The sequence below is a fragment of the Streptomyces rishiriensis genome (genome assembly GCF_030815485.1).
GTDB classification, from domain to species: Bacteria; Actinomycetota; Actinomycetes; order Streptomycetales; family Streptomycetaceae; genus Streptomyces; species Streptomyces rishiriensis_A.
On record NZ_JAUSWV010000002.1, the window covers coordinates 2,808,955 to 2,827,619 of the forward strand.

Genomic DNA, 18,665 nt, shown 5'->3' on the forward strand with positions numbered 1-18,665 from the left:
GGTTCGCCCCGGAGCCGGACAGACCTGTCGGGAGGGCGCGGGGCGGGACCACCGCTCCGCCACTGACGGGCCGGCTTTCCCACCCGGCTCCGAGCCCGACTCGAAGCCCGGCTCGGAGCCCGGCTCGGAGCCCCTCCGCGCGCCCCTCGCACGCTGTGCGCTGCTGCGATCCCCGGGCGATCCAGGGTTTCGGTTGACGGCCGTTCTGGTGACCGCTCACCATCGCGACATGGATGTGACCGGTCAGACGCCCCCCGACGGCCCCGCGGATCCCGCGCCGGAACCGCGCAAGGCCGCCAGTATCCGGGACGTCGCGCACGTCGCCGGCGTCTCGTACCAGACCGTTTCGAGGGTCATCAACAGCCACCCGAACGTCCGCGAGGAGACCCGCGGCCGGGTGGAGGCGGCCATCGAAACGCTGGGATTCCGGCGCAATGCCACCGCGTTCGCGCTGGCCAGCGGCGTCACCCGGTCGGTCACCGTACTGACGTCGAACACCACTCTCTACGGCTACGCGGCCACCCTCCAGGGCCTGGAGGAAGCGGCCCGCGCGGCGGGCTACGCGCTGGGCGTGAAGCTGCTGACGCCCGAGGACGACCTGGACCGCACCGTCTCCGCGGCCGCGGCGACGGGCGGCGGACTGATGGTCATCGGCTTCGACCGGCTCGCCGCTTCGGCTCTGGACCGGGTCCCGGAGAACGTGCCCTGTGCGGCGGTCGTCGAAGCGCCCTCCCACGGCCGGACCCCGCCCCGTCCGGCCGTGTGGGCCGACGACCGCGAGGCGGCCCGCGCCGCCACCGCGCACCTGCTCGAGCTCGGACACCCGACCGTGCACTACGTGGCGATCCCGACGTCGGTGGACACCCGGCACTCGGAAGGGCCACGTGCGCAGGGCTGGCGGGGCGCTCTGGAAGCGGCCGGCGTCACCCCGCCCGAGCCGCACGGAGGCAGGGGCTGGGACGCGCGATTCGGCTACGACGAGGGACGGCGACTCGCCCGCGACCCCGGCGTCACGGCGATCCTGTGCGGCAACGACGACCTGGCGCTGGGCGTGCTGCGTGCCCTCCACCACGCCGGGCGGCCGGTGCCCGGGGATGTCAGCGTCATCGGCTTCGACGACGCCCCGCACGCGGGGTTCGTCACCCCGTCCCTCACCACCGTCCGGATGGACTTCCAGGGCCTGGGCCGCGACGCCTTCGCCCTCCTGCGCGGCCAGTTGGAGAACGACCACCGGCCCCTCGCACCGACGTTCGCCGCCCCGGACCTGATCCTCCGCGAAAGCACCCGCGGCCACGCGCCCCGTCAGTAGATTTCCGCCATGAGCGACGACGAGGAGTACCTGGAGAAGAGCCCGGCCGCCGCGCGGATGGGAAAGGCCGCGGAGTACCTGGTCGCGGCCTCCTGCATCCTCGCCACGCGCGGTGAGTTGAACGTCTCCACCTCGCTCGTGGACGACGAGGGCGTCGACCTCGTCTTCCACCGGCGCGGGAGTTCCACGACGCTGGCCGTACAGGTGAAGGCCCGGATGTCCACGGGAACGCAGGTCCGGCAGGGCAAGCTGATGGCGTCCGTGCGGTCACAGACGTTCCAGCCGCGTTCCGACCTGGACATGCTGTTCGTCGCCGTGGACGTCGAGCGCGGGGCGGTCATGACGGCCTGGCTGATACCGAGCGCCACCTTCGAAGCGATGGTGACCGAGCCCGACAGCAGGGGGCGCTACCGGTTCTCCGCTTCCATGAAGCCGGACTCCAAGGACCGCTGGACCCCGTTCCGGCTGACAGCCGCCGGGCTTCCCCGGCGCATCCTCGACCGGCTCGCCGACGTGTGAGCACCTCGGCCCACCGCGCCGACCGCGTGCGCGGCGCCCGGACCCCCAGGCGGGATTGAGTACGCGTACTCACCCCCGCACGCGCGCCCTGAACCATCGTGGAGTCCAACGCCCCGGACCGACCCGAAGGATTCACGATGACCGATGCCCCGCGCTCCCACGGCCTCGCGCACCCGCGCCGCCTCCTCGCGCTCGCGACGGGCAACTGGCCGGCCCGGGGCTATCTCGCTGTCGTCGCCGCCGGTGCCGCGGCCACGTTCCTGTTCCCGGAGAGCGGCTTCGCCACAGACCCCCTGCTGCTCACCGCGCCCCTCTCCTTCCTGGGGGTGGTCCTCCCCTTCGGTCCCGGCACCGAGGGCGGCGGGGCGGTCGAGGTGCTCGCCGTCGGCTTCTGGGCCGGCTGGCTCCTGCTGTGCGCCCTCGTGAACGCCGCCGTGCTCGGCGCCCTCGTCGCGAAGTCCACGGCCGCCCGGCCGTCCGGCGGCCACGCGCCCCTCCCCCGTGTCCCGGCGCCCGCCGAGCGCCCCCGGCCGAGGAGCGTTCAGGCCCTGCTGGCGCCCGCGGTGGACAACTGGCTCGCGCGCGCTTACCTCGTCGTGGTCGCGGCGGCGGTCGGGTTCTTCCTCATCGCCGCGTACGTGCTGCCCGACCCGGGGTTCGCCGGGATCTGGCCGCTCATGGCCACGGCACCGATCAGCATGCTCGCCCTGCTGCTGTCGACACCCGCGGAATACTCCTCGCTGAGCTGGCTGAGCCCGTTGGTCTTCGCCACCGGGACGGCCCTGGCCGCTCTGTTCAACGCCGTGCTGCTGGGCCGGCTCGCTCACCGGCTACGGGTGCGGGAACCGCGTACGGCCGTCTGAGCCCGGCGCCTCGGGATCCTCGCCCCGGTCGGTGTCGGGCAGGGGGCTGACCGTGAGGATCCGCTGTGCGCGTCCGACCGGGCCGTCGACGTCGTGCGGGGCCGATGCCCGTCAGGCCCCGGCCCGTGGGGCGGAACGGGACCGCGGTGTCCGGGCCGGTCCAGTGGCCCTCCGCCCGGCGGTGGAGGCGGGCGCCGGGTCGACGCGGAGAAGTCCCGCGCAGGCCCGGGTCCGCTGCGTGATGCGCTGACATAGCGTCACCCGATCAGCTCTGCCGGGCTGCGGCCGGTCGGCTCCGCTGTGAGGATTCGGTGCCAGGGGCCTGCGCCCGCCGACGCGGCACGGTCCGATCCCACTGAGCGCGCGCCGGGCGGGAACGGGCCGATCGACGTCGAGGCCGAAAGCCGAAAGCCGGGCCATGGTCGTCCGGAGACGGCCCGCCCGGACAACCGGTGCACCGGCACCCCCTCGCTTGGCCGACCGGTCCGCCCGTCCGCGGGCGGCGGACGGCCCCGACCCCCAGGAGCGCTGATCCGATGATCGTCGACCTGGTGGTGATCGGTACGGCCATCACCCTGGGGCCCCTGCACAACAGCGCCTTCATCCTGCTGCTCTTCTCGCGGCGCGGTGTCCGCCAGGGCCTGGCCTTCCTGTTGTCGTGGCTGGCCAACCTGATCACGGTGATCGCCTGTGTGGCGCTGCTGACCGGCGGTCGGCCACCGGCCCGGCACAGCGCGCCGTCGACCGCCGTGATCGTCGCGAAACTCGCCATCGGCCTGGCACTGGTGCTCTACAGCGCGTACCGGCACCGCCGGCCACCCCGCCCGCACGGCCCGCCCCGCTGGGCCGCCCGGATCGACAACGCCACCCCGGTCACGGCAGCCGGCCTGGCATGGCTGCTGCAACCGTGGGCCCTGGTCGGCGCCGGCGCCGCGACCGCCGTCGACGCGAACCTCTCCCACCTCGCCGGCTGGCTCGCGCTGACCGGCTACTGCTTCCTGGCGACGCTCAGCCTCATCGTCATGGAGATGTACGTGGTCCGGGCGCCCGCGGCAGCGAACGCCCGGCTGAACGCCCTGCGGAGCGGGCTGGAGCAGCACCAGGAACAACTGATCGTCGCGCTCTCCCTGCTCCTCGGCCTGTGGCTGACCGGCCGGAGCATCGCGGAGCTGGTCACCTGACACGCGTCGCCCTGCCGAGTGCCGAGGCGCCCCTTTCCGCGTCCCCGGACGCCGGGACCGCCCCCGAGGGAAAGAGCCGGGGGCAGGCCGGACGTTCCAGGCTTCCTCCCGGGCAGCGGCCTCGGCGTAGTCGGAGAAGTCCCGCGGCGCGCGGCCCGGCGAACGCTGAACGCCGTCACCCGTCGAGGCCGTCGGCGATCCGGTCCACCTGGTCGGGGCTGACAGCCAGGACTGAGTGGGGCAAGGCCACCGGCTCGGACGTACTCGCACAGGCCGGCTACCCGGACGTCGTCCTCCGTGGCCTCCCCGGCGCGGGGCGCTGATCGCCGGCGCTCGGCGGAGCCGGTGCGCACTGAGGCTCGACGGGACCACCGGCACAGCGGCCGACCACGCCGCGGGTGGCAGTCCGTACCGCGCGATGAGCACGTGGGACACCGGATCGGCTCGAAGAGGCCGACGGCCCGGACACGACTGCGCCGTCCCGGCCGTTGTACGAAGGTGAGGCCCCGACACCCAAGAAATGAACGTTTCCGCAGGTCGGACCGCATTGAAGGTGGGGCGGGTGGGACTCGAACCCACGGCCGACGGATTATGAGTCCGCTGCTCTAACCGGCTGAGCTACCGCCCCATAGCGGCGTGTCGCGTACATGTGTGCGCGCCGTCTGCCGCAGCATAGCCGCTCATACGATCTCACGCTTCGGCTGGTCGACCTTGCACGACCATGAGGACAGTGCCCCTGGCCTGCACGCTTCCCGCCGACATGAAAAAGGACCCCCATGGGGTCCTCGATCACGATGCTCCCCCGACTGGACTCGAACCAGTAACCTGCCGGTTAACAGCCGGCTGCTCTGCCAATTGAGCTACAGGGGACCGAGCTCCCCCGACTGGACTCGAACCAGTAACCTGCCGGTTAACAGCCGGCTGCTCTGCCAATTGAGCTACAGGGGAATGCCTCGTTCTGCATCGAACGTACTCACCTGGGTATTCGCCAGGGGGCGCTCGCTCGCTGCGACACATACATTAGCGCAAGCAGGGGGGTGCTCCGCCAATCGGTTCCCCCCGGCGCCCATGTCGTGTGCCAGGGACTACGCAAGGAGAGGATGGCCGCCATGCGCTACAAGCTCACGTTCGTCGTCGGGCTGGCTCTGGGTTACGTACTGGGCACGCGTGCCGGGCGCGAGCGCTACGAGCAGTTGAAGAAGTCCGCGCGGCAGGTCGCCCAGAACCCCGCCGTGCGCAACACCGCCGAGACCGCCGCCCAGCAGGGCCGCCAGTACGCGGGCAAGGCGTACCACGCGGTCAGCGACAAGGTCGGTGACCGCGTGCCCGAGTCGGTGGCGGGCCGGGTGCGGTCCCTGCGTGACCGCAACAGCAACGGCACAGGCGCGGACGACTGGGGCACCAGCAACACCTAGCGGCGCCTTCGCGGCGCCGGGAAGAGGCGTCCCGGCGCCGCGGGGATGTGACATATGCGGCTCGCTCGCGAGGGCCCGACCAGGGACAACGCCCCGTACTCGGCAGGAGCGGGGCGCCCTCGCGGCGTCCGCGGCCCAACCAGAGCGGCGCGTGCGGCAGAATTTTCGCCATGGGGATAGTCGCCGGGTTGGACAGTTCACCCGATTTCACTCGAATCGTCGTCTGCGACGCGGACACCGGAGCCGTGCTCCGGCAGGGGTATGCGCCGCATCCGATGGAAGGCGCGGAGAGTGCGGGAGGGCGGCCCTCCGACGTGGATCCGCAGGCCTGGCTGCTGTCCCTCGGCGAGGCCGCGGGCGGCGGGCTGCTCGAGGGCGTGCAGGCCATCGGCGTTTCCTCGCAGCAGAACGCCGTCGTGCCGCTGGACTCGCAGGGCAACACCGTGCGGCCGGCGATGGTCGGCGGGGACAAGCGGGCGCAGGTCGCGGCGGCCGATCTGATCGACGCGGTCGGCGGCCGCGAGGCGTGGGCCCAGGCGGTGGGATGCGTCCCGCAGGCCGCCCAGCCGGTCACCAAGCTGCGCTGGCTGGCCAAGAACGAACCCGACGCCGCCGCCCGTACCGCCGTTCTGCTCCAGGCGCACGACTGGCTGGTGTGGCAGCTCCTCGGGCGGCCCGTGCGAAGGACCACCGACCGCGGCGGGGCCTCCGGGACCGGGTACTGGTCCGCCGCCACCGGCGCTTATCGGCCGGATCTCGTGGAGCTGGCGCTCGGTCACCAGGCGATGCTTCCCGAGGTGATCGGGCCGTCCGACGCGGCAGGTACGACGCCGGAAGGGCTGCTGATCTCCGCCGGGACCGGCGAGACCATGGCCGCGGCCCTGGGACTCGGAATCGGACACGGGGACGCCGTCGTCTCCCTGGGCGCCTCCGGGTCCGTGATGGCGGTGCACCACGAGGCGCTCGTCGACCAGAGCGGGATGATCACCTCGCTGGCCGACGCGACGGGCATGCACCTGCCGGTCGTCACCACCCTGAACGCCGTACGGACCCTGCGCGGGGCCGCCGAGCTGATCGGGGCGCCCGATCTGGAGGCGCTGTCCGATCTGGCGATGAAGTCGACGCCCGGGTCGCACGGGCTGGTCATGCTGCCCTACCTGGAGGGCGAGCGGACGCCGAACCTGCCCCACACGGCCGGGACGCTGGCGGGCCTGCGCCGCGAGTCGATGAAGCCCGAGCACTTCGCGCGGGCCGCCTTCGAGGGCATGCTGTGCGGGCTCGCCGACGCGCTCGACGTGCTGCGCGGCCGGGGCGTGGACGTGCGGCGCATCTTCCTGCTGGGGGCGGCCGCCGAGCTGTCGGCCGTACAGGCGGCCGCGCCCGCGCTGTTCGGCGCGCAGGTGGTCGTACCGCAGCCCGCGGACTACGCGGCGATCGGGGCGGCCCGGCAGGCCGCCTGGGCGCTCGGGGCGTCGCAGGGCACCCTCGACCCGCGGACCCCTCCGGCCTGGCAGGGGGCGGCCGCGCAGGTCCTGGATCCGGGCGAGGAGCTGGCCGTCGGGCAGGCGGTGCGGCAGCAGTACGTGTCGGTGCGGGAGCAGACCCATCCGGGAGCGTTCCGCGGATAGGAGCGCACCGGCGCGGGGACGCAGGGACGCAGGGGGCGAGCTGGACGCAGGGGACGCACGGGTGGGCCCGGGCGGCCTACCAGCGGCATCGGCTGCGGGCGCGCGCCGGCTGCCTGGTGCCCGCCGGGTGCGTGGTGCCTGCCGGGTGCGTGGTGCCTGCGGGATGCGTGATGCGGGCCAGGTGCGTGGTGCACGCCGGGTACGTCGTGCGGCGTCGGCTGCGTGGTGCACGCCGGCTGCGAGTGCCTGCCCGGCACGGGGTGCGCGTCGGCTGCCTGGTGCGGTGGCGGGTGCGCGGTGCGCGCCGGGTGAACGGGTGTGCGTTCCGCTTGCACGGTCGGCCGTAAAAGCACTGCTCTCAGCTTAATCAGTTGAGGTAACGCGGGTGGAGTGTTCGACGATAGGGGCCAGGGGCAACCAATGCCCCTCCCCGCCGACTCCGAGAGACGTAGCGTGCTCATACGACTACTACAGACCTATCTCAGGCCCTACAAGAAACCCATCGCCCTGCTCGTGGCGCTCCAGTTCCTCCAGACCTGCGCCACCCTCTACCTGCCCACCCTGAACGCGCACATCATCGACAACGGCGTCGTCGAGGGAGACACCGGCTACATCCTGTCCTTCGGCGGCGTGATGATCGGCATCTCGCTGGCGCAGGTCGTGTGCAACATCGGCGCCGTGTACTACGGCGCCAGAACCGCTTCCGCGCTCGGCCGGGACGTGCGGGGGGCCGTCTTCGACCGGGTGCAGTCCTTCTCCGCCCGCGAGGTCGGCCAGTTCGGCGCACCCTCGCTGATCACCAGGACGACGAACGACGTCCAGCAGATCCAGATGCTGGCCCTGATGACGTTCACGCTGATGGTGTCGGCGCCCATCATGTGCGTGGGCGGGGTCGTGCTGGCGCTCGGCCTGGACGTGCCGCTGTCCGCGGTGCTCGTCGCCGTGGTGCCGGTGCTGGGCATCTGCGTGACGCTGATCGTGCGCCGGCTGCGGCCGCTGTTCCGGTCCATGCAGGTGAAGCTGGACACCGTGAACCGGGTGCTGCGCGAGCAGATCACCGGCAACCGGGTGATCCGGGCCTTCGTCCGCGACGAGTACGAGCAGCAGCGCTTCCGGAACGCCAACAGCGACCTCACCGACGTCTCGCTGAAGACCGGCAACCTGCTCGCGCTGATGTTCCCGGTGGTCATGACCACGGTGAACCTGTCGTCGATCGCCGTGGTGTGGTTCGGAGCCCACCGGATCGACAGCGGCGGGATGCAGATCGGTGACCTGACCGCGTTCCTCGCCTACCTGATGCAGATCGTCATGTCCGTGATGATGGCCACCTTCATGTTCATGATGGTGCCGCGCGCGGAGGTGTGCGCCGAGCGCATCCAGGAGGTGCTGGACACCTCGTCGTCGGTGGTACCGCCGGTGGCTCCCGTCACCGAGCTGCGCCGGCACGGGCATCTGGAGATCCGGGGGGCCGGATTCCGCTATCCCGGCGCCGAGGAGCCCGTCCTGAAGTCCGTGCAGCTCGTGGCGCGGCCGGGTGAGACCACGGCCGTGATCGGCTCGACCGGCAGCGGCAAGTCCACGCTGCTCGGGCTGGTGCCCCGGCTGTTCGACGCGACCGAGGGCGAGGTGCTCGTCGACGGGGTGGCCGTCGCCGAGATCGACCCGGTGCTGCTGGCGAAGACCGTCGGACTCGTACCGCAGAGGCCGTACCTGTTCGCGGGCACGGTCGCCACCAACCTGCGCTACGGCAATCCGGACGCCACCGACGAGGAGCTGTGGCACGCGCTGGAGGTGGCGCAGGCCAAGGACTTCGTGAGCAAGCTGGAGAACGGCCTGGACTCCCCCGTCGCGCAGGGCGGGACGAACGTCTCCGGTGGCCAGCGGCAGCGGCTCGCGATCGCCCGGACGCTCGTGCAGCGGCCGGATATCTACCTCTTCGACGACTCGTTCTCCGCACTCGACTACGCCACCGACGCGGCACTGCGGGCGGCGCTCGGGCGGGAGACCGCCGAGGCGACCGTGGTGATCGTCGCCCAGCGGGTGGCCACCATCCGCGACGCCGACCGGATCATCGTCCTCGACGAGGGTCTCGTCGTCGGCACGGGCACCCACCGCGAGCTGATGGCGGACAACGAGACCTACCGGGAGATCGTGCTCTCCCAGCTCACGGAAGCGGAGGCTGCCTGATGGCCGGGCCCATGGGACGCATGATGGCCGGCAGCGGTCCCGACAGCCACTCGCTGGACTTCAAGGTGTCCGGCAGGCGACTGCTCGCCCAGTTCAAACCGGAGCGGTTCACCCTCTTCACGATGTTGGCCTGCGTGACGCTGAGCGTCGGTCTCAGCGTGGTCGGACCGAAGATCCTCGGCAAGGCCACCGACCTGGTCTTCGCGGGCATCGTCGGCCGGGAGATGCCGGCCGGGGCGAGCAAGGAACAGGTTCTCGACTCGATGCGCGAGCGCGGCCAGGGCAGCGTCGCCGACATGCTCAGGAGCACCGACTTCACCCCCGGCAAGGGCATCGACTTCGGCTCCGTCGGCGAGATCCTGCTGTTCGCGCTCGGGGTCTTCCTCATCGCCGGTCTGCTGATGGCGGTGGCGACGCGGCTGGTCAACAAGTCGGTCAACCGCACCATGTTCCGGATGCGCGAGGACGTGCAGACGAAGCTGTCCCGGCTGCCGCTGTCGTACTTCGACAAGCGTCAGCGCGGCGAGGTGCTGTCCCGCGCCACCAACGACATCGACAACATCGGTCAGACGCTCCAGCAGTCGATGGGTCAGCTGATCAACTCGCTGCTGAGCGTCATCGGCGTGCTGGCGATGATGTTCTGGGTGTCGTGGATCCTCGCGCTGGTCGCGCTGGTGACCGTGCCGCTGTCGTTCGTCGTCGCGACCCGCGTCGGCAAGCGGTCGCAGCCGCACTTCGTGCAGCAGTGGCGCACCACCGGCAAGCTCAACGCCCACATCGAGGAGATGTACACCGGCCACACGCTGGTGAAGGTGTTCGGCCGCCAGGAGGAGTCCGCGCAGCAGTTCGCCGAGCAGAACGACGCGTTGTACGAGGCCGGGTTCAAGGCGCAGTTCAACAGCGGGGTGATGCAGCCGCTGATGATGTTCGTGTCGAACATCAACTACGTGCTGGTCGCGGTGGTCGGCGGACTGCGCGTCGCGTCGGGTTCCCTGTCCATCGGTGACGTGCAGGCGTTCATCCAGTACTCGCGCCAGTTCTCGATGCCGCTGACGCAGCTCGCGTCCATGGCGAACCTGGTGCAGTCCGGCGTCGCCTCGGCCGAGCGGGTCTTCGAACTCCTGGACGCGGAGGAGCAGGAGGCGGACCCGGTGGCGGCCGTGCGGCCCGCGGAGCTGCGCGGGCGGGTGGCGCTGGAGGGCGTGTCCTTCCGGTACGACCCGGAGAAGCCGCTGATCGAGGACCTGTCCCTGACGGTGGAACCCGGCCACACGGTCGCCATCGTCGGTCCGACGGGCGCCGGCAAGACGACCCTGGTGAACCTGCTCATGCGGTTCTACGACGTCTCCGGCGGGCGTATCACCCTCGACGGCGTCGACATAGCGAGCATGTCCCGCGACGACCTGCGCGCCGGCATCGGCATGGTGCTCCAGGACACCTGGCTGTTCGGCGGCACCATCGCGGAGAACATCGCGTACGGCGCGTCGGGCGAGGTCACCCGCGGCGAGATCGAGGAGGCGGCGCGGGCCGCGCACGCCGACCGGTTCGTCCGCACCCTTCCCGACGGCTACGACACGGTGATCGACGACGAGGGCAGCGGGGTCAGCGCCGGTGAGAAGCAGCTGATCACCATCGCGCGGGCGTTCCTGTCCGACCCGACGATCCTGGTGCTCGACGAGGCCACCAGCTCCGTCGACACCCGCACCGAGGTGCTGATCCAGAAGGCGATGGCGAAGCTGGCGCACGGGCGTACGTCGTTCGTCATCGCGCACCGGCTGTCGACCATCCGGGACGCCGACACGATCCTGGTGATGGAGAACGGCTCGATCGTCGAGCAGGGCACGCACACCGACCTGCTGGCGGCGAACGGGGCCTACGCGCGGCTGTACAAGGCCCAGTTCGCGCAGGCACTGGCCGAGGTCGACTGACGGTCCCTTCCGGAGGCGCCCCAGAGGCGTCTCCGGGGCCTCTGCGGGACCCTTCGGGGCCGCTCGCGTCTCCGGGGGACGGCGAGCGGCTCCGCTCAGTCCAGGTAGCCCCTCAGCTGGTCCGCGAAGGCGTGGTCGCGGAGTTTGTTGAGGGTCTTCGACTCGATCTGCCGGATCCGCTCGCGCGTCACGCCGAAGATGCGGCCGATCTCCTCCAGCGTGCGCGGCCGGCCGTCCGCCAGCCCGTAGCGCAGCTGGACCACCTTCCGTTCGCGCTCACCGAGGGTGGAGAGCACGGCTTCCAGGTGCTCGCGCAGCAGCAGGAAGGCCGCCGACTCGACGGGGCTGGCCGCGTCGCCGTCCTCGATGAGGTCGCCGAGGGCGACATCGTCCTCCTCGCCCACGGGGGCGTGCAGCGAGACCGGCTCCTGGGCCAGCCGCAGCACCTCGCCGACGCGTTCCGGCAGGAGGTCGAGCTGGGCGGCGACCTCTTCCGCGGTCGGCTCGTAGCCGCGCTCCTGGAGCATCCGGCGCTGGACGCGGACGACCCGGTTGATGAGCTCGACCACGTGGACCGGGACGCGGATGGTGCGCGCCTGGTCGGCCAGCGCGCGGGACATGGCCTGGCGGATCCACCAGGTGGCGTACGTGGAGAACTTGTAGCCGCGGGCGTAGTCGAACTTCTCGACCGCCCGGATCAGACCGAGGTTGCCCTCCTGGACGAGGTCGAGCATGGTGAGCCCGCGGCCGACGTACCGCTTGGCGACGGAGACCACGAGCCGCAGGTTGGCCTCGATGAGGCGGCGCTTGGCCACGCGGCCCAGGACGACCAACCGGTCTAGGTCGAGGGCCAGTTGGCTGTCCAGGTCGGTCGCGCCGCTCAGCTTCTCCTCGGCGAACAGGCCCGCCTCCACGCGGCGCGCCAGGTCGACCTCCTCGGCCGCGGTGAGCAGCGGGATGCGGCCGATCTCCCGCAGGTACTGCCGGAACAGGTCCGAGGAGGGGCTGCCGCTGTCGCCGGCCCGGGCGCGGGACGGCCGGACGGGCTCGGGAGCCTCCTCCAGAGCCTCGGCGGGCGGCTCGGTCCCGGGCTCGGCCCGCGTCCGCGGGTGCGTTTCCGCGGGCGTCTCGGGGTGGGGTTCAGGGTGGGTCTCGGGGTGGTGCGCGGCACGGTGCTGCGGCGGCACGGCGGCCAGGACGTCGGTCTCGGCGTCCGGTTCGGTGCCGTCGGCCGTACCGGTGCCGGTGCCGGTGGTACCGGCCGTGCTCTCGGCAGTGCTGACGGTCTGGGTCAGGGTCTGGGTCTGCACGGGGGCGACCTCCAGGATGATCGCTGCTGAAGTGGGCAGCAGCGGTACTTCGGGGGCGGAGTCGGCGGCCACGCCGCGTCCGCCCGGGATCGGCCGCGCTCCGAGGACTCAGGCACCGCACCCAGTGTGGAGTACGACACACAGCCGCCACGAGGGGCGTGCGGCGACTTTTTGAGTCCGGTCCGTGACCGCGTGACTACCGTGCCGCGGACGGCGGCTCAGAGAGCGGACGGGCCTTCGTGCTGCAACGCCCTGTCGTACCTGGTCAGGATCATCATCTCGTTCTGGACGGCGGCCGACTGGGCCGGGTCCGTGTGGCCGAGACGGGTCAGCGTGCCCTGGAGATCGGTGAGCCTGCGGGCCACGGCCCTGCGGCGGACCGTCACCAACTGCTCCCCCGCGTAGTTCTCGTCGACCGTGCGGCGCATGATCGCCTCGACCGCGAGCTCCGTCACCATCGCGCGGACCGCGTCGTCGGGCGCGGCCTCCCGGACCCGGACGAGGTACTCCTGTCCGTCCTTGATGCCGTACTCGGCGCCGCCCGCGTCCTGGATCGCCTGGCGCACTGCGGCGTAGGGGGCGGCGGTGAACTCGTCGATGCCGTACGCGTCGAAGGCCGGGGCCACCAGTTCGGGGCGCTGGAGGGCGAGCTTCAGCAGCTCACGTTCGGTGGCGTAGACGGCGTTGCGGAGATTGAGGGCGGGGCCGCCCGCGGCGGGCCTGGAGGCGGACTCGTACGGCTGGGGGCCCCGGGACGGCGCCGGGCCCTTGCCGCCCCGGTCGCGGGCCCAACGGGCCAGCTGCGCGACCCTTTTGACGACGAACTGGGTGTCCAGGATGCCGAGCATGCCGGCCAGCTGGACGGCGACCTCGTGCTGGGCGCCGCTGTTCTTGATACGGGCGACGATGGGCGCGGCCTCGTCGAGGGCGGCGGCGCGGCCCGCGGGGGTGTCCAGGTCGTAGCGGACGACGACCTGGCGGAGCGCGAACTCGAAGAGCGGCGTGCGTGGTTCGACCAGGTCGGCGACCGCCTCGTCGCCCTTCGCCAGGCGCAGGTCACAGGGGTCCATGTTGTCCGGCGCGATGGCGATGTACGTCTCGGCGGCGAACTTCTGGTCGTCCTCGAAGGCGCGCAGGGCGGCCTTCTGGCCGGCCGCGTCACCGTCGAAGGTGAAGATGACGCGGGCGCTGCCGTTGTCCATGAGGAGCCGGCGGAGGATCTTGATGTGGTCGCCGCCGAAGGCGGTGCCGCAGGTCGCGATGGCGGTGGTGACGCCGGCCAGGTGACAGGCCATGACGTCGGTGTAGCCCTCGACGACGACCGCGCGGCTGGACTTGGCGATGTCCTTCTTCGCGAGGTCGATGCCGTAGAGGACCTGGGACTTCTTGTAGATCGCCGTGTCGGGCGTGTTGAGGTACTTGGGGCCGTTGTCCGACTCGTAGAGCTTGCGCGCGCCGAAGCCGACGACCTCGCCCCCGATGTCTCGGATGGGCCACATCAGACGGCCCCGGAAGCGGTCGATGGGGCCTCGGCGGCCCTCCTGGGCGAGGCCGGAGAGGAACAGTTCCTTGTCGGTGAAGCCCTTGCCGCGCAGGAAGCGGGTGAGGTGGTCCCAGCCCTGGGGGCTGTACCCGACGCCGAAGTGGAGGGCCGCGGCCTGGTCGAAGCCCCGGTCGGCGAGGAAGATCCGACCGGTGTCGGCCTCCGGGCTCGTGGCCAGCTGTTCCGCATACCACTCCGCGGCGACCTTGTGCGCCTCGACCAGCCGGATGCGTTCGCCGCGCTGGTGGGCGGGGTTGTAGCCGCCCTCCTCGTAGCGCAGGGTGATGCCGGCCTGGGCGGCGAGCCGTTCGACGACCTCGGAGAAGGTGAGGTGGTCGACCTTCATCACGAACGTGATGGTGTCGCCGCCCTCCTGGCAGCCGAAGCAGTGGAACAGTCCCTTGCTCGGGCTGACCTGGAAGGACGGCGACTTCTCGTCGTGGAAGGGGCAGAGGCCCTTGAGGTTGCCGCCGCCCGCGTTGCGCAGCTGGAGGTACTCGGACACCACGGCGTCGATCGGGACCGCGTCCCGTACCGCCTTCACGTCCTCGTCGTTGATCCGTCCTGCCACGAGGTGATTCTACGGGGGCGCGCCGACATCTCCGGCGGGTCGTGATGCCCTTGGGGTCCGCGAGGCCGTGAGGTGCGCGGCCCGCCCGCCGGGGCGCGCCCGGCCGCACACGACCCGCGGCGCCGGACCACGGCCCGGCGGGCGGCCGGAACCCGGGCCGGACCGGGTCCGCGAGGTGGCGCCGGCCGCCCGGGAGCCGGGCGCCACCTGCGGACGCGGCCTTAGGCGCCGAGGTCGTCCAGCGGCAGCCGGGGGTCCGCCAGGGCCTCCGTGTCGATCCGCTCGCGCGAGCGGATCAGCTTCTGGATCGGCTCTGTGACGTCCCACACGTTCACGTTCATCCCGGCGAGGAGGCGGCCCTCCTTCAGCCAGAACGCGACGAACTCCCGCTTGCCCGCGTCGCCGCGGATCACCACCTCGTCGTAGGTCCCCGGCGGGGCCCAGCCGCTGTACTCCATGCCCAGGTCGTACTGGTCGGAGAAGAAGTAGGGCACGCGGTCGTAGACGACGTCCTTGCCGAGCATCGCGCGGGCGGCCGCCGGGCCGCCGTTCAGGGCGTTGGCCCAGTGCTCGACGCGCAGCCGGGTGTCGAAGAGGCCGTGCGGGAAGGACGCGACGTCGCCGGCGGCGTAGATGTCGGGGTCGGAGGTGCGCAGCCGGACGTCGACCGCGATCCCGCCGCCGTGCGCGCGGTCGGCGAGGGTGAGGCCCGCCGCCTCCGCCAGGCCCGTGCGGGGGGCCGCGCCGATCGCCGCGAGGACGTCGTGCGCCGGGTGCTCCTCGCCGTCGTCGGTGCGGACGGCGAGGACCATGCCGTCCTGGCCGACGATCTCGGTGAGGTGGACGCCGAAGTGGAAGCGGACGCCGTGCTCGCGGTGCAGGTCGGCGAAGACGCTCCCGAGCTCCGGGCCGAGGACGCCGTGCAGCGGGGTGGGCTCCGGTTCGATGACGGTGACCTCGGCGCCGTACTCGCGGGCCGCCGCCGCGATCTCCAGGCCGATCCAGCCGCCGCCGGCGATCACGATGTGGCCGTTGTCACGGCCGAGAGCGGCCAGCACGCCCTTCAGCCGCTCCGCGTGCGCGAGCCGGCGCAGATGGTGCACGCCCGCGAGGTCGGTGCCGGGGATGTCCAGCCGGCGGGGCTCCGCGCCGGTGGCGAGGAGCAGCTTGTCGTAGTGGACGAGCGTGCCGTCGTCACCGAAGCGGACCGTCTTCGCGGTGCGGTCGATCGCGTCGACGGTCTGGCCGAGGTGCAGCTCGATGTCGTTCTGCGCGTACCAGGCGGGCTCGTGCACGAAGACGCTCTCCCGCGTCTCCTTGCCGAGCAGGAAGCCCTTGGACAGCGGCGGCCGCTCGTAGGGGTGGTCGCGTTCGTCGCAGATCAGTATCACGCGGCCGGTGAAGCCCTCCGCCCTCAGCGTCTCGGCCGCCTTGGCGCCGGCCAGGCCTCCTCCGACGATGACAAATGTCTGATCCGCGTCGACCACGTGATGCCTCCTACCGGGGGTCTGGGGGGTGGTCCCCCAGATGACACTGTGCGTGCCGCCACATGCGAGCGTCCCGCACGCAGCGTGATGGGGGAAGGGGGACGTGCCCGATCAGGGCACGTCGGGTCGCGTTCCGGGCCCGTTCGGGCGCACCCGGTCCGCACTTGTCAGGATCTCGTCCGCTCCGTCAGACGGCTGTGCAGCGATCGGGCCGAGGCGTCGGTGAGGGACGCGATCTGGTCGACGACGACCCGCTTGCGGGCGCGGTCGTCGGATGCCTGGTCGAACAGGGCGTGGAACTGGGGGTCGAGGCCGTCGGGGGCGCGGGCGGTGAGCGCCTGGGCGAGCTCGCTGATGACGACGCGCTGGTCGGCGCGCAGGATTTCCTGTTCGGCGCGCTGCATGACGTACCGGTCGGCGACCGCCTTGAGGACCGCGCACTCCAGGCGGGCCTCCTGCGGTACGACGAGTTCGGCGCCGTACCGGGTGAGACTCCCGTTGCCGTACCGCGCGCGTGTGGCGGCCTCGGCGGCCAGGCAGAAGCGGCCGATGAGCTGGCTGGTGGCGTCCTTCAGCCGGGCCTGGGCGGCGGCCGTCCCGTCGTAGCCGTGCGGCCACCACTCCTGGTCCTGGAGGCGGTCGAGGGCGGCGGCGAGCTCGGCCGGATCGGTGCCGGCCGGGACGTAGCGGCCGACTGCGACCCGGAAGATCTCCTGGCGTTCCGGTTCCGCGTGCAGGCAGTTGGGGTCGATGTGCCCCGCGTGCAGGCCGTCCTCCACGTCGTGCACCGAGTACGCCACGTCGTCGGCCCAGTCCATGACCTGTGCCTCGAAGCAGGTGCGGGTGCCGGGGGCCGTCTCGCGGACCCAGTCGAAGACGGGCCTGTCGTCCTCGTAGACACCGAACTTGGGGGACGTCGGGTCGGTGGGACGGGCGCCCCGGGGCCACGGGTACTTGGTGGCGGCGTCGAGGGTGGCCCGGGTGAGGTTGAGGCCCACGGAGCCCTCGGCGGTGAAGCGCTTGGGTTCGATACGGGTGAGGAGCCTCAGTGACTGTGCGTTGCCCTCGAAGCCGCCGCAGTCCCGCGCGAACTCGTTCAGCGCCTGTTCGCCGTTGTGACCGAACGGGGGGTGCCCGAGGTCGTGGGAGAGACAGGCCGCCTCGACCAGGTCGGCGTCACAGCCGAGGGCGGCGCCGAGCTCGCGGCCCACCTGGGCGCACTCCAGGGAGTGGGTGAGGCGGGTGCGGGGGGTGGCGTCCCAGGCGTCGGTGCGGGTGCCCGGCGTGACCACCTGGGTCTTGCCGGAGAGCCTTCTCAGCGCGGAGGAGTGCAGGACGCGGGCGCGGTCTCGTTGGAAGGCGGTCCGGCCGGGGCGTTTGTCCGGCTCGGGGGCCCAGCGGGCGACTGACGTCGGGTCATAGGCGGTGTCGAGGTGTGCGGTGCCTTCCATGTCTCGACAGTAAGCGGCGGCGCTGACAATCGGGTGTACCGGGCACCTGCCCGACTGCCGGCTTCCGCACGTCGGCCTGACCGGGGGGCGGCCGTCGCCTCGGGGGTGTCCGGGCCCGTCGTCGCTCCGGCGCGTCCGGGCCGGTCGCCGCTCCGGCGCGTCCGGGCCGGTCAGTCGGTTTCTGGCCGGGCCGATGCGCGCGTCCGGGCCGGTCGGGGCACCGGGCCCGGTCGGGCTTCCGGGGGGATCAGGCCGACGCCAGTTCGGGGGTCGTGGCCGCCGGGGTCGCGCGTGCCTGGTCGTAGCGGTGGAGGAGGAGGCTCGCCATCGCCGGGTGGGTGCCCAGCGGAGCGGACGCGATCCAGGGGGCCGCCTGCGCGCACTCGGTGGCGAAGCGGCCGGGGGCCGTGAAGTAGGAGGCGACCGCCACCCGGTCGCGGCCTCGCGCGGCCAGGGCCCGCAGCGCCGTCGGGACGGTCGGGGTCGCCGTGGAGGCGTACGCGGGCACCACCGGGACGCCCAGACGGCGGGCCAGGAGGCGGGCCGTACGGCGGGTGTCGACGGCCGAGTCGGGGTCGCGGGAGCCGGCCGCCGCGAGGACCACCGCGCTCGTGCGGCGTTCCTCCTCTGTCATGTCCGTGCGCCAGCCCGCCTCGACCAGGCGGGTGTACAGGGTCTCCACGAGGAACGGGTGCGGACCGAGCGGCGCGGCCACGCGCGCGTGCACCCGTGCCTTCGCCGCCGTCTCGGGGATGTCGCGCTTGACGTGGTAGCCACGGGCCAGCAGGAGCGGCACCAGGACGGCGTCCGTCGTGCCGTGGGCGTCGAGGTCGGCGAGGGTGTCCGTGAGCAGCGGCTCGTTGAGCTCGATGTGGCCGAGGTGCACCGGCAGACCGGGGCGCTGCTCGCGGACCCGGTCCAGGAGCGTGCGGACGGTGCTCAGCGCGCGCGGGTCGCGGCTGCCGTGGGCGACGACCACCAGCGCGGGCGGGCCGGGACGCCGGCGGCCGTCGAGCTGGACGAGGCTGAGCTGGCTGGCGAGCTGGGAGCTGATCCGGTTCATGATGTGCGCCGTACTGTCGAGGTGGACTTCGGACTCGTCGTACTGAGCGGGCGACGCCTTCATGAACAGATCCTGACGGTACGAGGTTGCCTCCCCGTTGCCTGACCGTCACGACTGTTTTCGGGTCGTTCACGCCGTGCCCCGGGACGCTGTGAGATGTGGCTCGGGGCGCGGGGGCGAACCGGATCACCGTCGGCTGCGTCTTCCCTG

12 protein-coding genes, 3 tRNA genes and 1 pseudogene are annotated in these 18,665 nt (G+C 72.0%); 8 read left to right on the plus strand and 8 right to left on the minus strand.

The window, feature by feature from the left end; genetic code table 11:
* Nucleotides 1-229 precede the first annotated feature (229 nt).
* The 4 genes from QF030_RS14985 (at nucleotide 230) to QF030_RS15005 (ending at nucleotide 3,872) form a co-directional block, all read left to right on the plus strand.
* Nucleotides 230-1,309, plus strand: a complete 1,080-nt coding sequence (locus tag QF030_RS14985; RefSeq protein ID WP_307163176.1) for a LacI family DNA-binding transcriptional regulator — start codon at nucleotides 230-232, stop codon at nucleotides 1,307-1,309.
* A gap of 9 nt (nucleotides 1,310-1,318) precedes the next feature.
* Nucleotides 1,319-1,828 carry a hypothetical protein gene (locus QF030_RS14990; RefSeq protein WP_307163177.1) on the plus strand — a complete coding sequence of 170 codons (510 nt, stop codon included), beginning with the start codon at nucleotides 1,319-1,321 and terminating at the stop codon, nucleotides 1,826-1,828.
* Nucleotides 1,829-1,965: 137 nt separating this feature from the next.
* Nucleotides 1,966-2,691, plus strand: coding sequence for an SCO4225 family membrane protein (locus tag QF030_RS14995; protein ID WP_307163178.1), 726 nt, complete (start codon nucleotides 1,966-1,968; stop codon nucleotides 2,689-2,691).
* 536 nt (nucleotides 2,692-3,227) lie between these two features.
* Nucleotides 3,228-3,872, plus strand: coding sequence for a GAP family protein (locus tag QF030_RS15005; RefSeq protein ID WP_307163179.1), 645 nt, complete (start codon nucleotides 3,228-3,230; stop codon nucleotides 3,870-3,872).
* Between the two features lie 554 nt (nucleotides 3,873-4,426).
* Here the strand turns inward: QF030_RS15005 and QF030_RS15010 are convergent.
* From QF030_RS15010 to QF030_RS15020, 3 genes are all read right to left on the minus strand, one after another.
* Nucleotides 4,427-4,500 (minus strand) — tRNA-Ile (locus tag QF030_RS15010).
* A gap of 169 nt (nucleotides 4,501-4,669) precedes the next feature.
* Nucleotides 4,670-4,742 (minus strand) — tRNA-Asn (locus QF030_RS15015).
* Nucleotides 4,743-4,747: 5 nt separating this feature from the next.
* Nucleotides 4,748-4,820, minus strand: a tRNA-Asn gene (locus tag QF030_RS15020).
* A gap of 161 nt (nucleotides 4,821-4,981) precedes the next feature.
* Between QF030_RS15020 and QF030_RS15025 the strand changes: the two genes are divergently transcribed.
* The 4 genes from QF030_RS15025 to QF030_RS15040 all read left to right on the plus strand — a co-directional run bounded on the left by QF030_RS15025 (nucleotide 4,982) and on the right by QF030_RS15040 (nucleotide 11,030).
* A complete protein-coding gene (locus QF030_RS15025) occupies nucleotides 4,982-5,287 on the plus strand; it encodes a YtxH domain-containing protein (RefSeq protein ID WP_307167575.1) in 306 nt (101 codons plus the stop codon).
* Between the two features lie 170 nt (nucleotides 5,288-5,457).
* A complete protein-coding gene (locus tag QF030_RS15030) occupies nucleotides 5,458-6,915 on the plus strand; it encodes a xylulokinase (RefSeq protein ID WP_307163180.1) in 1,458 nt (485 codons plus the stop codon).
* 453 nt (nucleotides 6,916-7,368) lie between these two features.
* Entirely contained in the window at nucleotides 7,369-9,102 is a 1,734-nt protein-coding gene (locus QF030_RS15035; protein WP_307167576.1) for an ABC transporter ATP-binding protein, read from the plus strand.
* On the plus strand, nucleotides 9,102-11,030 hold the full coding sequence (locus QF030_RS15040) for an ABC transporter ATP-binding protein (RefSeq protein WP_307163182.1): 1,929 nt from the start codon (nucleotides 9,102-9,104) through the stop codon (nucleotides 11,028-11,030). Before QF030_RS15035 ends, QF030_RS15040 begins: the two co-directional genes overlap by 1 nt.
* Before the next feature lie 95 nt (nucleotides 11,031-11,125).
* On the opposite strand, the pseudogene QF030_RS15045 reads toward QF030_RS15040, so the two are convergent.
* The 5 genes and pseudogenes from QF030_RS15045 to QF030_RS15065 form a co-directional block, all read right to left on the minus strand.
* A pseudogene (locus QF030_RS15045) lies at nucleotides 11,126-12,456 on the minus strand (RNA polymerase sigma factor).
* Between the two features lie 102 nt (nucleotides 12,457-12,558).
* On the minus strand, nucleotides 12,559-14,454 hold the full coding sequence (dnaG, locus tag QF030_RS15050) for a DNA primase (RefSeq protein WP_307163183.1): 1,896 nt from the start codon (nucleotides 14,452-14,454) through the stop codon (nucleotides 12,559-12,561).
* 221 nt (nucleotides 14,455-14,675) lie between these two features.
* Nucleotides 14,676-15,941: an NAD(P)/FAD-dependent oxidoreductase gene (locus tag QF030_RS15055; protein WP_307163184.1), complete on the minus strand. Its 1,266-nt coding sequence runs from the start codon at nucleotides 15,939-15,941 to the stop codon at nucleotides 14,676-14,678.
* Nucleotides 15,942-16,108: 167 nt separating this feature from the next.
* Complete coding sequence (locus QF030_RS15060) at nucleotides 16,109-17,392, minus strand: deoxyguanosinetriphosphate triphosphohydrolase (protein WP_307163185.1); 1,284 nt, start codon at nucleotides 17,390-17,392, stop codon at nucleotides 16,109-16,111.
* A gap of 247 nt (nucleotides 17,393-17,639) precedes the next feature.
* Nucleotides 17,640-18,518: a sirohydrochlorin chelatase gene (locus QF030_RS15065; protein WP_307163186.1), complete on the minus strand. Its 879-nt coding sequence runs from the start codon at nucleotides 18,516-18,518 to the stop codon at nucleotides 17,640-17,642.
* Between the last annotated feature and the right edge of the window lie 147 nt (nucleotides 18,519-18,665).

Bases quoted from the DNA above. Each gene is read 5' to 3' on its own strand.
- QF030_RS15005 (WP_307163179.1), top strand. From the start codon at position 3,228: ATGATCGTCGACCTGGTGGTGATCGGTACGGCCATCACCCTGGGGCCC.
- QF030_RS15060 (WP_307163185.1), bottom strand. From the start codon at position 17,392: ATGGAAGGCACCGCACACCTCGACACCGCCTATGACCCGACGTCAGTC.
- QF030_RS14985 (WP_307163176.1), top strand. From the start codon at position 230: ATGGATGTGACCGGTCAGACGCCCCCCGACGGCCCCGCGGATCCCGCG.
- QF030_RS15040 (WP_307163182.1), top strand. From the start codon at position 9,102: ATGGCCGGGCCCATGGGACGCATGATGGCCGGCAGCGGTCCCGACAGC.
- QF030_RS14995 (WP_307163178.1), top strand. From the start codon at position 1,966: ATGACCGATGCCCCGCGCTCCCACGGCCTCGCGCACCCGCGCCGCCTC.
- QF030_RS15065 (WP_307163186.1), bottom strand. From the start codon at position 18,518: ATGAAGGCGTCGCCCGCTCAGTACGACGAGTCCGAAGTCCACCTCGAC.
- QF030_RS15030 (WP_307163180.1), top strand. From the start codon at position 5,458: ATGGGGATAGTCGCCGGGTTGGACAGTTCACCCGATTTCACTCGAATC.
- QF030_RS14990 (WP_307163177.1), top strand. From the start codon at position 1,319: ATGAGCGACGACGAGGAGTACCTGGAGAAGAGCCCGGCCGCCGCGCGG.
- QF030_RS15025 (WP_307167575.1), top strand. From the start codon at position 4,982: ATGCGCTACAAGCTCACGTTCGTCGTCGGGCTGGCTCTGGGTTACGTA.